The organism is Pseudomonas sp. GOM6, from assembly GCF_029537485.1.
In the GTDB taxonomy this organism is placed as follows: domain Bacteria; phylum Pseudomonadota; class Gammaproteobacteria; order Pseudomonadales; family Pseudomonadaceae; genus Aquipseudomonas.
In genome coordinates this window covers 114,563-129,958 of record NZ_JARPUS010000009.1, presented here as the reverse complement: position 1 = coordinate 129,958, position 15,396 = coordinate 114,563, and the positions used below count along the sequence as shown (strand labels likewise).

At 60.9% G+C, this 15,396-nt stretch carries 10 protein-coding genes; 1 reads left to right on the top strand and 9 read right to left on the bottom strand.

Annotated elements, in window-relative coordinates:
* Nucleotides 1–28 precede the first annotated feature (28 nt).
* A complete protein-coding gene (locus P7A97_RS12645; RefSeq protein WP_277690306.1) occupies nt 29–1,702 on the top strand; it encodes an electron transfer flavoprotein-ubiquinone oxidoreductase in 1,674 nt (557 codons plus the stop codon).
* A 526-nt stretch (nt 1,703–2,228) separates the two neighbouring features.
* Here P7A97_RS12645 and P7A97_RS12640 read toward each other — a convergent pair.
* The 9 genes from P7A97_RS12640 to P7A97_RS12600 all read right to left on the bottom strand — a co-directional run bounded on the left by P7A97_RS12640 (nt 2,229) and on the right by P7A97_RS12600 (nt 15,392).
* Nucleotides 2,229–4,616 (bottom strand): RND family transporter, encoded by a 2,388-nt coding sequence (locus P7A97_RS12640; RefSeq protein WP_277690305.1) that lies wholly within the window; start codon nt 4,614–4,616, stop codon nt 2,229–2,231.
* Between the two features lie 18 nt (nt 4,617–4,634).
* Entirely contained in the window at nt 4,635–5,711 is a 1,077-nt protein-coding gene (locus P7A97_RS12635) for a YCF48-related protein (protein ID WP_277690304.1), read from the bottom strand.
* Nucleotides 5,712–5,902: 191 nt separating this feature from the next.
* Nucleotides 5,903–7,273: a DUF1329 domain-containing protein gene (locus tag P7A97_RS12630; protein ID WP_277690303.1), complete on the bottom strand. Its 1,371-nt coding sequence runs from the start codon at nt 7,271–7,273 to the stop codon at nt 5,903–5,905.
* Between the two features lie 58 nt (nt 7,274–7,331).
* Nucleotides 7,332–9,278: a DUF1302 domain-containing protein gene (locus P7A97_RS12625; RefSeq protein ID WP_277690302.1), complete on the bottom strand. Its 1,947-nt coding sequence runs from the start codon at nt 9,276–9,278 to the stop codon at nt 7,332–7,334.
* Between the two features lie 330 nt (nt 9,279–9,608).
* On the bottom strand, nt 9,609–12,266 hold the full coding sequence (gene pepN / locus P7A97_RS12620) for an aminopeptidase N (RefSeq protein ID WP_277690301.1): 2,658 nt from the start codon (nt 12,264–12,266) through the stop codon (nt 9,609–9,611).
* 13 nt (nt 12,267–12,279) lie between these two features.
* On the bottom strand, nt 12,280–13,110 hold the full coding sequence (locus tag P7A97_RS12615; RefSeq protein ID WP_277690300.1) for a DUF2797 domain-containing protein: 831 nt from the start codon (nt 13,108–13,110) through the stop codon (nt 12,280–12,282).
* Nucleotides 13,111–13,259: 149 nt separating this feature from the next.
* Nucleotides 13,260–13,523 carry a DUF1315 family protein gene (locus P7A97_RS12610; protein WP_277690299.1) on the bottom strand — a complete coding sequence of 88 codons (264 nt, stop codon included), beginning with the start codon at nt 13,521–13,523 and terminating at the stop codon, nt 13,260–13,262.
* Nucleotides 13,524–13,563: 40 nt separating this feature from the next.
* Entirely contained in the window at nt 13,564–14,424 is an 861-nt protein-coding gene (locus P7A97_RS12605; RefSeq protein ID WP_277690298.1) for a rhomboid family intramembrane serine protease, read from the bottom strand.
* Nucleotides 14,421–15,392, bottom strand: coding sequence for a metallophosphoesterase (locus P7A97_RS12600; protein ID WP_277690356.1), 972 nt, complete (start codon nt 15,390–15,392; stop codon nt 14,421–14,423). Before P7A97_RS12600 ends, P7A97_RS12605 begins: the two co-directional genes overlap by 4 nt.
* Nucleotides 15,393–15,396 lie beyond the last annotated feature (4 nt).

The following is a 15,396-nucleotide window of genomic DNA, read 5'->3' as shown; positions in this document are numbered from 1 at the left end:
TAGCCAAAATCAATACACCGAAGAAGCCTTGAGTAGGAGATTCTCTGTGGAACGCGAATTTATGGAATTCGACGTCGTCATCGTCGGCGCCGGCCCCTCCGGTCTGTCCGCCGCCTGCCGACTGAAGCAGAAGGCCGCCGAAGCCGGCAAAGAGATCAGCGTCTGCGTGGTCGAGAAAGGTTCCGAAGTCGGCGCCCACATCCTCTCCGGTGCGGTCTTCGAGCCGCGTGCCCTGAACGAACTGTTCCCCGACTGGAAGGAACTGGGCGCTCCGCTGAACACCGAAGTCAAACGCGACGACATCTACCTGCTGAAGAACGCCGAAAAAGCCGCCAAGGTACCGAACTTCTTTGTGCCGAAAACCATGCACAACGAGGGCAACTACATCATCTCCCTCGGCAACCTGTGCCGCTGGCTGGCTCAGCAGGCCGAGAACCTGGGTGTCGAGATCTACCCGGGCTTCGCCGCCCAGGAAGCGCTGATCGACGAGAATGGCGTGGTACGCGGCATCATCACCGGCGACCTTGGTGTAGACCGCGAAGGCCAGCCGAAGGAAGGCTACTACACCCCGGGCATGGAATTGCGTGGCAAGTACACCCTGTTCGCCGAAGGCTGCCGTGGCCACATCGGCAAGCAGCTGATCAAGAAGTTCAACCTCGACTCCGAGGCCGACGCACAGCACTACGGCATCGGCATCAAGGAAATCTGGGACATCGACCCAGCCAAGCACGAACAAGGCCTGGTGGTACATACCGCTGGCTGGCCGCTGTCCGACGAGAACCCGGGCGGCTCCTTCCTCTATCACCTGGAAAACAACCAGGTGGTGGTCGGTCTGATCGTCGACCTGTCCTACAGCAACCCGTACCTGTCGCCATTCGACGAATTCCAGCGCTACAAGCATCACCCGGTGATCGCCCAGTACCTGGAAGGCGGCAAGCGCGTGGCCTACGGTGCGCGCGCCATCTGCAAGGGCGGCCTGAACTCGCTGCCGAAGATGGTCTTCCCGGGCGGCGCCCTGATCGGCTGTGACCTGGGCACCCTGAACTTCGCCAAGATCAAAGGCAGCCACACCGCCATGAAGTCCGGCATGCTGGCCGCCGACGCCGTCGCCGAGGTACTGCTCGCCGATGGCCAGGGCGGCGACCTGCTCAACGGTTATGTCGATGGCTTCAAAGCCAGCTGGCTGTACGACGAGCTGTTCCGCAGCCGTAACTTCGGCGCAGCTATCCACAAGTTCGGCGCCATTGCCGGCGGTGCGTTCAACTTCGTCGACCAGAATATCTTCGGCGGCAAGATCCCGGTCACCCTGCACGACAACAAGCCGGACTACGCCTGCCTCAAGCCAGCGGCCGAATGCCAGCGCATCGAATACCCGAAGCCAGACGGCAAGCTGAGCTTCGACAAGCTTTCCTCGGTGTTCCTCTCCAACACCAACCACGAGGAAGAGCAGCCCTGCCACCTGAAGCTGACCGACGCCAGCATTCCGCTGTCCGTCAACCTGCCGAAGTTTGATGAGCCGGCACAGCGCTACTGCCCGGCCGGCGTATACGAGGTCGTGACTCAGGAAGACGGCGAGAAGCGCTTCCAGATCAACGCGCAGAACTGCGTACACTGCAAGACCTGCGACATCAAGGATCCGTCCCAGAACATCACCTGGGTGGCTCCGGAAGGTACTGGCGGCCCGAACTACCCCAACATGTAATTCGCGCCGCAACAAAGAAGCCGCCGCAAGGCGGCTTTTTTATGCGCACGATTCGCCACAATAGCCCGCGGCAAGGCCGCGACATCCAGCGCCTTCATCTGCTGCTTCGCCTGGATCGCCCCGCTGCACCGCCGACCGATCCTCGGCGCGTAGCCTCTCCAGCAGCACGTCGGACACTACCTGCCAGGCGCCCCCTCGACCAGCCATGCTGCGGCGCCCCACCCTCACCCGCTCCGGTAGTAGTCGCCCCACACAGCACCTGCACGTTGAAGCGGAATACAGGCCCGCCATCGGGCGCCGCAAAGGGCGTGCATACAACGCCAAAACTGCCTAGCGCCCATGATGCGCGTTTCGCTGTAGAAGGCAGCAATCTCCTCGGCCTGCTCATCGACTGGACCTTCTGCTGCAGTCGCATGTATTGCTGGCGACGAAGGCTAACGCCCCTGGCCACCGAGAATCCCGAGAATAAACAGCAGGCCATAAAAAAGGGCTCCCGAAGGAGCCCTTTGCAGTACCGCATCAGCTATCAGTGCGCGAACAGCGAACCGCCCTTCTTGCCGGCCAGTTTCTCCGGCTTGATCAGGAAGCGCGCCAGGGCTGGCAGCAGCCACAGGGCACCGAACATGTTCCACAGCAGCATGAAGGTCAGCATCAGACCCATGTCGGCCTGGAACTTGATCGCCGAGAAGATCCAGGTGACCACGCCGATGGCCAGGCACAGACCGGTGAACAGTACCGCCTTACCGGTGGAGCGCAGGGTCTGGTAATAGGCCTCCTGCAGCGGCATGCCAGCACGCAGGAAAGTCTCCAGACGACTGTAGATATAGATGCCGTAGTCAACACCGATACCCACACCCAACGCGATCACCGGCAGGGTGGCCACCTTGACGCCGATACCTAGCCAGGCCATCAGGGCGTTACCCAGGATGGAGGTCAGAATCAGCGGCAGGATGATGCACAGCATGGCGCCGAAGGAGCGGAAGGTGAGCAGGCACATAACTGCGACGCAGATATACACCAGGATCAGGATCTTCAGCTCGGAGGTGGCAATCACCTCGTTGGTAGCCGCTTCGATACCCGCGTTGCCGGCAGCGAGCATGAACTGCAGGTTGTCGTTGTTGTTCTCCTTGGCGAACTCTTCCACCACACCGACAGCGCGCTTGAGCGTCGCGGCCTTGTGATCGTTGAGGAACACCAGCACCGGGGCCAGCGAGCAGTCGGCGTTGTAAAGACCGTCGGCACGGGCGATGGAGTTGTTGAGGATGTCCGGGTTACGCGACAGAGTTTCCCACTTGAGGCTGCCCTCGTTCATCCCCTTGATCACCTGCTTGGACACGCTGACCATGGAAATGGCCGACTGCACACCTTCGGTGTTTTCCAGGCGCCACATCAACTCATCCATCGGCGCCAGGGCTTCGTAGGTCGAGCAACCCTCATTCGCCGTCTTGACCATCACCACCAACACGTCGGAACTGGTCGAGTAGTTGTTGATGATGAAGTCATTGTCCTTGTTGTAGCGCGAATCCGGACGCAGCTCCGGTGCTCCCTGGTCGAGGTCACCCACCTGCAGGTTGGCTTTCTGGTACCAGAAGCCAGCAACGCCAGCAGACAGGGCGATAACCACGGAGATCGGCGCCACTACCGGGTGAGCAAAATTGGACAGTGCGCGCCAGAACGGCTGATCACGGTTAGCCTCGCGCTTGCTGCGCTCGATCGCCTTCTTGCTGATACCGATGTAGGAAATGGCCACCGGCAGCAGAATCAGGTTGGTAAACACGATCACACCGACACCGATGGAGGCACCGATGGCCAGCTCGCGGATCACACCAATATCGATGATCAACAGCGTGATAAAGCCCACGGCGTCCACCAGGATGGCGATCATGCCGGGCAGGAACAGCTGGCGGAAGGTGCGACGGGCTGCGGTCAGGGCGTTGTCGGCATCGCTGGACTGCAGGGCGATACCGTTGATCTTCTGCACGCCGTGGGAAATACCGATGGCGAAGATCAGGAACGGCACCAGCATGGAGTACGGATCGAGACCAAAACCGGCCAGGTTCATCAGACCGAGCTGCCAGACCACCGCGATCAGCGTGGTGGACACCACCGAGATGGTCGAGCGGATGCACCAGCTGAACCAGTACAACAGCACCAGGGTAATGGCCAGGGCAACGCCAAAGAACATCACCACCATGATCAGGCCATCGATCAGGTCGCCGACCTTCTTGGCGAAACCAACGATGTGCACCTGCACATTGGGGTTCTGCGCCTGGTACTTCTCGCGGATCTTTTCTTCCAGCTCATGAGAGAACTGGCGGTAGTCCAGTTTGAGCAGTCGGCTCTGATCCTGCGGATCCGGGTACTGCTCCAACAGCGGAACATCGACGATGCTGGACTTGAAATTGTTGGCGACCAGACGGCCGACCTGACCGGACTTGAGGACGTTGTTGCGCAGCTCCTGCAGGCTCTCGGCAGAGCCGTCATACGTCTGCGGGATAACCTCGCCACCGTCGAAGCCCTCTTCGGTCACTTCTGTCCAGCGCACGCTCGGACTCCACAGCGACTTCAGACCGGAACGGTCAACGCCGGGAATGTAGAACACTTCGTCATGGATCTGCTTGAGCGTCTCCATGTAGTCCTTATCGAAGATGTCGCCGTTCTTGGCTTCCACCGAAATTCGCACGGTGTTGCCCAGGTTGGCCAGATCGTTGCGGTGCTCGATCATCTTTTGAATGAACGGATGCTCCAGCGGGATCATCTTCTCGAAGCTGGTCGAAGGACGGATGTGCGACGCCTGCCACAGCAGCAGGATGGTGATCAGCGCACACAACGCGATCACGACCGGGCGGTTGTTGAAGATCAGGCGCTCGAGGAAGGTCGCCTTGTCCTGGTGATGGCTACTCATGGAACTCATATGCTCATACGCCCCGGCTTATTGTTTTTGGCCTGGCTCTTCGCCAGTCGGAGATGCGATACGCACGCCACCCTGGCCCACCAGGATCAGGTTGCCAGCGGCATCGGCGGTCACCGAAGCCAACGATGCACGATCCGAACGGTTGATCACGGTAAAGCTGCGCCCGGAGTCTTTGCTGGTCAGCACGCTGCCGCCATGACCAACGACGACCAGATCACCATTCTTCAGCAGGCTAGCGCCGGCCAGACCGAACTCCAGTCGGCCACTGTCGGCAATCAGCGGAATTTCTTGCCAAGTGCCACCAAAATCGCTGGAGCGATAGAGGTTGCCACGCAGCCCGAACACCAACAGGGTGTTGCTGCTGGCCGTGCCCTGAGCACCGAACAGGGTGCCCTCGTAAGGGCCATGGACTTTTTCCCAAGTCTGCCCCCAGTCCGCGGAGCGGAACATGGTGCCCGCCTCGCCAACGACGAACAGGCCGGCGTCCTTCACCGCAGTGATGCCATTGAGGTGATAACCATCCTCGTTGTCCAGGCGGTCACTGACATCGTTCCAGCTCTTGCCGCCATCGCTGGTTTCCAGCAAAGCGCCATAAGCACCGACCGCAAAACCGTTGCTGGCATCACGGAACCAGATATCGAGCAGCGGAGCCTCACGCTCCAGGTCCTCGTACTGCAGCTCCCAGTTGGCACCACCGTCATCGGTGGCAAGGATCTGCGCATCGTGGCCTACGGCCCAGCCGTGCTGTTCATCGACGAAGTACAGCGCCGTCAGCAGCTGACGAGTCGGCACCCGAGCCTGTACCCAGTTCTTGCCGGAATCCTCGGAAAACAGGATGTGGCCGCGATCGCCCACGGCAACCAGACGCTTGCCGGCATGGGCAATGTCCAGCAACAGGCTGGTAACAGCCTTGGGAGATTCGATGGAGAGAACGCTGGCGGCATCCGCGGCCTGCACAGACAGGGGAGCAGTCAGAGCCAGGAAGGAACAGACGCTGATCAGGGACAGCGCTTTCGCCAGCGGCGATAGGTGACGGGCCGGTGCCGCAGTAGTTGGGCAACCGGGGCGGGTGCGCCGCATGACGGGCTCACGCATATATTTCCCCCTTTATTCTTATAGGTGGGTTCATTGGCCTCTTTTCAGGCCGAGCCATGCTATACGGCTTTGGAAAAACCTGACAATCGGCGTGACGTTATGTTTTGTTAAGGACGAGTTACCTAACTTTGCCCTTCCCCAGAAAGCCGCAAGCCGCTGACTGGCAGCGGCTTACGGGGTATCACCAAGCTTTAACGCGTACCACGCCGACGCAGCGCCGAGGGGGTGAACTCACTTTCAGCCGGGATCGGCTTGCTGAAGTTGGCGGTGGACGATTCCTCGCTGTCCAGGTTCTGCACGTGGTAGCGACGGCTCTGCAGGTCGTGGAAAGCCTCCATGGCCGACCAGGTGGTGGGCAGGTCGTAATAGTTCTTGAGGTAGGCAATCGACACACGCCACAGCTCACCGCGACTGTCGTACTGATCCATCACGGCCGCCTGCCAGCTGTCCTCATCGAGAAACAGGGTACGTTTGGCATAGACATGTCGCACGCCCGGCTTGAGCGTACCTTCCACTACCCAGACCCTGTGCAACTCGTTGCGGGTCAATTGCGGATTGATATGGCCGACCTGCAGGACGTCTTTGTACTTCACCCCTTGCGCGGCAAGGCGGTAGTTGTTGTAGGGGATATACATCTCCTTCTTGCCCAACAGCTTCCAGTCGTAGCGATCCGGCGCGCCGTTGAACATGTCGGTGTCATCGGCGGTTCGTAGCCCTTCGGAAGCGCCGATTGGCGTGTCGTAGGCCAGGTTGGGGGCACGGCGCACCCGGCGCTGACCGGCGGCGTAGCCCCAGGCCTGGCGCGCCTCCTTCACCTGATCGAGGGTCTCGTGAACCAGCGCGGCATCACCGGCCAGACGGGCCGGGCTCTTGGTGAAGTTCAGGTAATAGAACAGGATATTGTTCAGGTCGGCGTAGCTGCCCTTGGGATCGTAGTAGCGGAACAGCGCCTCGACTTCCGACACCACGGGGGAATAGGCGCCGTTGCGCTGCACCGCCACCTCTGCCGAACGTCGGGTGATATAGCTGCCGCGGTAACGCACGATATGGTTCCACAGCGCCTCGACACCGCTCTGCGGAATCGGGAAGGGAATGCCGCCATAGGCATCGACGAAACCGTTGCCCCCCTCGACCAGCTTGGCCGTTGTGGCGTTCTTGATAGTGTTGTCATAGACCCATTGCGGTGCAGAACCCGTACGGCGGCTCTGGTAGACCGGAATCTGGTAGGTCTCGGGATAGGACTTGAGCAGGGCGATCTGACCGGCGCTCAGCTTGTCCTGATACTGCTCCAGATTGGCTCTGGTGATGGTGAACAGGGGCTTGTCATCCGGGAACGGGTCGATGTGATGCTGACCACTGCCCTTGTATCCCGCCGGCGGCTGAGTGATACCACCCGTCCACTCTGGGATGGTGCCGTCGGCGTTACCGGCCTTTTCCGCACCATAGGGCGTCAGGGTTTGTCCGAGTTTGGCGGCCTCTTGCGGCGATACCGCCGCCAGGGCACTGCCTGCGGTACAGGCGATGGCGACTGCCGCAGCAATCAGCGAGCGCGAGATAAACATGGTGCATCTCCTAGGTCTCGACGGCCGGAGGCTCAGCGCCCCGGCCGTAGCGATGGATTCAGAATGAGTACTTGACGTTGAGGCCGATATTGTCGCGATCGCGCGTACCGTTATTTTCGCCGCCACCGTAGAACTCGGTGTACTGCAGCTCGGCTTCGAGGCTGTTCAGGTAAGTGGCCGTGATACCCAAGGTATAGGCCTTGCTGCCCTCGATGAAGTTGCCGGTGCGATGAGAGTTCCCCTCGAAGTCGTGAGAGAAAACGGCGAAAGGCGACAGGCTCACACCAGCAAATGCATCGTTCCAGGTACCCGACATGACCAGGGTGTAGCCATAAGCATCGCGGTCAATCTGGTCGTCGTCGTTGTAGCCGGAAACATAGGAGCTGTCCGGAGTACCGACATAAACGCGCTTATTACCATTGAAATCGGTGTATTCCAGACCGGAAGCACGCACATGCTCGGAAGCCAACTCGGCCACACCGAATAGCGAATCAAAGCCGAACGAAGGACCAAAGTTGTAGATGGTGCCCAACGACGTATTGAAGGCCTCGACACGCTCATAGTTATGCAACTGCCCCCCGAGCCCAACCATTTGCCCACCAATATTGACCGGTGCCCCCGCGCCCAGCGTCAGAGCCTGCTGCAGCATGTCGCCAAGCAGATCATTGGTGGAGGCGATACCAATCGGAAGATTCGGTCGATAGGCCACTTCACCAAACACCGAAGCCTCGCCAATAGTGGTATTGAAGCTGAGGCCGTACATGCGAATATCTTCGGCATATTCGCGGCGGGCGGTAACTTGGTTGGCGATGTCAATAGCGGCCACAGCCCCCGCGCCAGCCAAAGCATTAGCGGCGTTCTGACTCCCAAAATTCGCAGCTTGTTGCAGTTGAGCGCAGCTGACTGCTGCCATTGCGATAGTGCCGCAGATCGTATTGGCGTTGAACCCTGAATACGCCGGATTCAGCGCGGCGTAAACCTGCGGTTCCTTGGAGTGATAGTTGACAAAATAGGCACCGAACTCGGTGGAATTGAGCTCCTCCATGATGTAGCGCAGTGCGAAACCAAACTGACCATCATCCTTGGCATTCAAGTCAGTGCCAACATCGGCAACCTTAATGGTTCCCGTATTGCGATCATAGAAACTGTTACCAGTTAGAGTCCCATTCCCCACCAAAAAATTATATGCATTGGCGATGTCAGGAATGGCAAAACCCTCCTCCGTCGTATATGCCGTATTCCCCCCATCAGCAAACAGATCGGTTGGCGAGAAATAGGTACCGACCGGGTCGATGGCAGTTTCTTTCCAGTTCCACTGGTAGTAGGCCTCCATAGACAGGTTGTCAGTCAGACCCACGCTGACGTTGAAGGCCTCTACCGGTATCAGGACTTCCTTGATCTCTGCACCCGGCAGACGGAAACGTGCCGCATCGACCGGATTGCTGGTGTTCACCCCACCCCGCGCGAACAGCGCCTCGCCCCAGTTGAATACCTGACTACCCAGCTTGGCCGACACCGGCATATTGCCGACATCCCAGTTGCCATAGACATAGGCGTCCAGCAGGCTGGCATCGCGACCGGCCTTGTGCCGGGTCTCGTAGGTAAAACTGTTGTCGTCCGGGTAATTCTGGGTTGGACGGAAATCGTCGTTGTCGTTGCGCTTATCCATGATCTGAGTGTCATAGAAAGCACTGCCACGCACGAACAAACCATAGTTCTGGTAATTGGCTTCCAGCTCCGAGGTTACCTTGAACACCTCGGAAACCAGGCCGGTATCGAAGTTGCGGTTACCGTCGTTGGTGTTGACGTCGTCACCCACCTTTTCCGCTTTCTCCACACGCCATAACTGGCCATAGGAAAGGGTGGTATCCAGTGAGCCTGTCACTTCGTTGTCGAGAAAGCTGAACTCAGCTGCTGCCGTCGGCATGGAACACAGCAAGGGAAGGAGCCCAACCAGGGCGAAGCCTGCACGCGCAGGCGCGAGGCGAAGGGGCGACTTGAGCAAGGAAAGGCCTCCGGTATGTATTTGTTCTTGTTGTGGGCAGGCTGCTCGAAGGGAGCAAACAAGCAGTCACGACCTATACAAAAACGATACCAAGAGGGAACTTTTTAAGAATTCCTTGAGCTATCCAGCCAAAGCGAAAGATTACCGCCCCGATGTCCCAATTTGTCTCCCCGATGGCGCGCCTTAACCTTGAGAAACACCCTGTAAAAAGGAACGAAATGCCTCTGCCACGGGGCTTTCCGCTGACAGGACAAATTGACCAAGCGAAAAGGAAACAAGGAGTAACAATCGGCGTTACCGAGCGCTTGCTTGGTAACACAGAAGCCCTGATCAGGCCAGACTCTTGCTGACCACCTCGAACACGTCGCTGGACAGCTCGCCGCTGGCCAGGATGCGTTCCAGCTCGCCGCGCATCAGCGCCTTACGCTGCTCGCCGTACTTGCGCCAGCGGGTCAGCGGCGCCAGCAGGCGCGAGGCGATCTGCGGGTTGAGCGCATTGAGAGTGATCACCTGGTCGGCCAGGAAGCGGTAGCCGCTGCCATCCAGGGCGTGGAAGTTGACCAGGTTCTGCCCGGCGAAGGCACCGATCAGAGCCCGCACCTTGTTCGGGTTCTTCAGGGTGAAGGCCGGGTGCTGCATCAGTGTCTGCACGCGCTCCAGCCCCCCCGGCAGGGTGCTGGCGGCCTGCACGCTGAACCACTGATCCATGACCAGCGCATTGTCCTTGAAGTGCTCGGCGAAGGCCTTGAGCGCCTCGGCCTTCTCCGCCTCGAAGGAGGAATTGACCAGCACGGCCAGCGCGGCCAGGCGCTCAGTCATGTTGTCGCAGACCTCGTACTGCTCCAAGGTCGCCGCCAGCACTTCCGGCTTGCCAGTGAGCATCAGGTAGGACAGCGCAATGTTCTGCAGGCTGCGACGGGCGAAGTGGGCAGACTCGGCCACGTACGGCGTGTTGCGCGAGAGCTCGCGATTGGCCTGGTAGCGCGCCCACAGCGGTTGGAACAGTGCCTCGGCCAGTTGCTGGCGGGCGAACTCGCGGGCGGTGTGGATGGCGTCGACATCGGCCACGTCACTGATCTCGGTGAGGTAACCCTCGCCCGGCAGCGAGAGCATCTCGGCGACCATGGCCTGGTCCAGCGACTCGTCCAGCAGCAGGGTGCGGAAAGCCTCGACCAGGCGCTGATCCAGCACCAGTGGCTCGCCACGCTGCTGCTGGCCGATCAGCTCCTGCAAGACCTGCACGGAAAGCTGTTGGCCCGCCTCCCAGCGGTTGAAGCCATCGCTGTCGTGCTGCATGAGGAACATCAACTGGTCGCGGCTGTAGGGGAAACTCAGCTTGACCGGTGCGCTGAAGCCGCGCAGTAGCGAAGGTAGCGGCTTGGCTTCGAGATTGACGAAGGTGAACGCCTGCTCGGCCTGGGTCACCTGCAGCACACGGCTGGTGCCGACCGGCTTGTCCTCGCCGACCAGCTGCAACGGCAGCTCACGGCCCTGGGCATCCAGCAGCGCCAGCTCGACCGGGATGACGAAGGGCAGCTTCTCGGCCTGGCCCGGCGTGGCCGGGCAGCTCTGGCGCAGCTGCAGGCGATAGGTGTTGGCCGCCGCATCGTAGCTCTCGCTGACGTCCAGGCGCGGGGTGCCGGCCTGGGTGTACCAACGTTTGAACTGGGTCAGGTCCTGGCCGCTGGCGTCTTCCATGGCCTTGACGAAGTCGTCGCAGGTCACCGCCTGGCCGTCATGGCGTTCGAAGTACAGGTCCGAGCCCTTGCGGAAGGTTTCCGCGCCGAGCAGGGTATGGATCATGCGCAGCACTTCCGAGCCCTTCTCGTACACGGTCAGGGTATAGAAGTTGGAGATTTCCATGAAGGCATCCGGGCGCACCGGGTGGGCCATCGGGCCAGCGTCTTCGGCGAACTGGTGGGTACGCAGATAGGCCACATCCTCGATGCGCTTGACCGTGCGCGAGTTCATGTCGGCACTGAACTCGGCATCACGGAACACGGTGAAGCCTTCCTTGAGCGACAGCTGGAACCAGTCGCGGCAGGTCACCCGGTTGCCCGACCAGTTGTGGAAGTACTCGTGCGCCACCACCGCCTCGACGCGCTGGTGCGCGGCGTCGGTGGCCGTCTCGGCCTTGGCCAGCACGCAGCTGGAGTTGAAGATGTTGAGCCCCTTGTTCTCCATGGCGCCCATGTTGAAGTCGTTGACCGCAACGATCATGAAGATGTCCAGGTCGTATTCACGGCCGTACACCTCCTCGTCCCACTTCATCGACTTCTTCAGGCTGGTCATGGCGTGCTGCACCTTGTCGATGTTCTCCGGCTCGACGTAGATGCGCAGGGTGACTTCGCGGGCGCTCATGGTGGTGAAGGTGTCTTCCACGCACCAGAGGTCGCCGGCGACCAGGGCGAACAGGTAGGCCGGCTTCTTGAACGGGTCTTCCCAGGTCGCCCAGTGCCGGCCGTCCTCCTCGCTGCCGCTGGCGATCGGGTTGCCGTTGGACAGCAGCACCGGATAGCTGTGCTGCTCGGCGCTGAGCGTGGTGGTGAACTTGCTCATCACGTCCGGGCGGTCGAGGTAGTAGGTGATCTTGCGAAAACCCTCGGCCTCGCACTGGGTACAGAACATGCCGCTGGACTTGTACAGACCTTCCAGCGCGGTGTTGCTTTCCGGGTGGATGCGCACGCTGCTGTCGATGACGAAGCTGGCCTGAGTCGGCTGCAGGGTCAGGTGGCTGTCGCTCAGCTGGTAGTCGCCGGCAGCGAGCAGGCGGTCGTCCAGCTTCAGCTCCAGCAGCTCCAGTTCCTGGCCATCCAGCACCAGCGGCGGTAGACCGGAGCCAGCCTCGGGGTTACGCCGCATCACCAGCTGGGCATGCACCAGGGTGTGGTCCTCGAACAGCTCGAAGGTCAGGTGGGTCTCGTCGATCAGGTAGTCCGGCACCTGATAGTCCTTGAGGTAGATCATCTTCGGCTGTTCGGTACGCATGGCTTGTGGCCCCTTATTCGGAATGTACGGCGACCTGGTAGGCCGTGTATTTGCGCAGATTGATCACGCCAGTATCGAGGATCAGGTACTGGCCCTTGATGCCTTTGAGAATACCCTCCACCACCGGGGTTTTCTCCAGGTCGTGACTGGCGACCTTGGTCGGATAGGCCTCGACCGGATAGCGAATCTCCAGCACCTCGACATCGCGAACCGGCTGGATCGCCTGCAGACCGAAGCGCTGCTGCAGCGCTTCGATACCCTCGGCACAGCTGGCCAGCAGCTCATCGCGAATGACCGGCAGATCGAGTGGCACCGCATCGCCCTTGAGCAGCGCGCGCCAGTTGGTCTTGTCCGCCACCTGGGTGCGCAGCAGGTCTTCGACGAAGCCGGATTGTTGGCGGGTGGCGACACGGAAGATCGGCAGCGCCTGGCTGGCGCCCTGGTCGAGCCAGCGGGTAGGAATCTGGCTGGCGCGGGTGATGCCGACCTTGATGCCCGAGGAGTTGGCCAGGTACACCACATGATTGGTCATGCAAAACTGCTCACCCCAACTCGGCTCGCGACAGGTGCCGGCGTCGTAGTGACAGCGCTCCGGACTCATGATGCAGCTGTCGCACTGCGCCAGCTTGGTGAAGCAGGGATAACAGTAGCCCTGAGCGAAGCTCTTCTTGGTCTTGCGCCCGCAATGGCTGCAGTGGATGGCACCGAGAAATTCCAGGCGCACCTGCTTGCCCAGCAACGGGTTGACCGGTACTTCGGTCTCATCCAGGCGGATGGCGTACTGCGCCGTCTCGCCCAGGCGCACCGCCATTTTGCTCAGCGCGCCGCGGCCTAGTTCGATCATCAAATTCTCCAGAGACTGCTCAAGGCCGTAGCGAGCGCAGCGCAGGCAAGGCGAAAACAGCTGAGGAAGCGCAGTTTACGAGCGGTAAATGAGCATTCCGAAGCTGTTTTCAACACAGCATGCGCAAGCGCAGTAGGCATTGGACAGTCTCAGTGCAGGGTGTCGTTGGACTTGAACAGGATGTTGGGGATCGGCTCAGCGTGCGACTGGCACTCCTGCCGCCCCATGTAGCCGGTGCGTTCTTCCTCCGGCAGGTTCTGGATTTCCCAGGCGATCATGGCCTGCAGCGACAGCTCTTTCTGCTCCTGGGTGAGCTTGCGGCCGTCCGGCCACTTGCCGATTTCCACCGCCAGCTTGAGGCTCTGGTAGATCTCGGGGGTGATGTTCTCGATCATTTCGGCAAAAGACGACATCGCGGGCTCCGGCAACGGAAAGCTAAACAGACCGGCAAGTTTACCGGCGCAGACGCGCCAGCGCACCGCCAACGAGACCCGCGGCGCAGCCAGCCACCAGCCCGCCGACATGGGCGGCATTGGCAATGGAGCCGAAGCCCAGGGTGTCGATGACGCCGCTCAGGCATACCAGCAGCCAGATCAGCATCATCGCCAGCACGCCGCGCGGTAATTGGTAGGCCGGGGTCGGCGCCAGCAGCTGGAAGATCCAGCAGTAACCGAGCAGACCGTAGAGCACGCCGGACAAGCCGCCGAACAACGAGGGTCCGCCAAACCAGAACTGCGCCAGGTTGGATAACAGGCCGAACAGCAGACTCAGGCTAAGCAGGGTGAAGGCGCCATGCCGCGCCTCGATGCGCCGCCCCAACTCCCAGTACCACAGGCTGTTCATGGCCAGGTGCAGGATGCCGAAGTGAATGAACATCGGCGACACCAGACGCCACCACTGCCCGGCCTCCAGGCTGGCCAGCCAGGGCTGGAAATACAGGTACTCGCCCTGAATGTGGAAATCCTGAAAGGTCAGCCAGCGCAGGGCCGCAAAGCTGTCGCCAAGCAGGGTGAATGCCGCCACCAGCAGCGTTAGCAGCAGCACCGCACTGGTCATCCAGCTGGCGCGCAACTGGGCGATGAAGCCCGGCCGCGAGGGCCGCGCAGGGTTCGGCACAGCCTCCTCCCCGGCGCCTTGCGGATAGCGCAGATACAACTCACGCACCTGCACCGCCAGCGCCTCGACGGGCACCCAGAGTACCTGGGCATCACGCTCCTCACTGACCCGGTGCGGCACCTGCAGGCGGCGCAGCAGGGCGACGAAGCCGCTGAGATCTTCCTGCAAGGGGCGACGCAGCGCCTCGACGGGGTTCATTGCGGGGCCTCCGGGCGCTCCACCACGACCCAGACGAACTTGTCGGGATCGATCTGCGTCTCGTTATCCAGCCGATAAGCCACCAGCTTGCCGTACATCACCGCGCTGTAGTCCAGGCAGGCCAGGTTGGCACGGATCGGCGCAGGCTCTCCGCGCCGCCAGTAGTGGCCGACAAACAGCATCGGCTCATCGGCACCGTACTGCAGCAGGCGATTCTTCTCCCCATCGGGCAGGGGCAGGCGCGCCGCTTCGTCGGGCAGGGCTTCCGGCTGGAACACCACATCTCCGTAGGTCTGCGGGTCTTCTTCCCAGAACTTGGTGCGGAAATGCGCCCGCGGATAACCCTCTTCGCTGGTCAGGGTCAGGCCCAGCGGCAGACGCATGTCGGTGCCGCGCAGCAAGCGCTCGAAGACCCGATTGGCAAAGCTGCCAGGCACCGCCGAGGCCGTGACGAAATCGCGATCAACCCGGCCATCGGCATAGCGCTGGCGCAGCGGCTCGATCAGTTCGCTGTCCCAGCAGGCATGCACCAGGCGGAAACGCCCGGCATCGATGAACAGCGGTAACTGCTGAAACCAGCCAAGAAAGTCATGCCAGTCGCCAGGGTGCTGCTCGAACTGCTGGAAGGTCTGCTGCAACAGGCGCTCATGGCGCGGCGTGTGCTCGCGCACATATTGGCGGCCACTGCCAGGCGGGGCTTCGAGGTACCAGCCCAGCGCGTTGTATTCATGGTTGCCCATGATGCACAGCGCCTGGCCGGCCTCGACCATGTCGTGCACCAGATGCAAGGCCTCGCGCACCCGAGGGCCGCGATCGATGATGTCGCCAAGAAACAGCGCCATGCGCTGCGCATGACGCCAGACCCCACCCTGCCGGTGATAGCCCATCTGTTCCAGCAGACGCTCCAGGCTGCGCGCGCAACCATGTATGTCGCCGATCAGATCGTAACCGCGGGCGGGATCGAGCAGCATG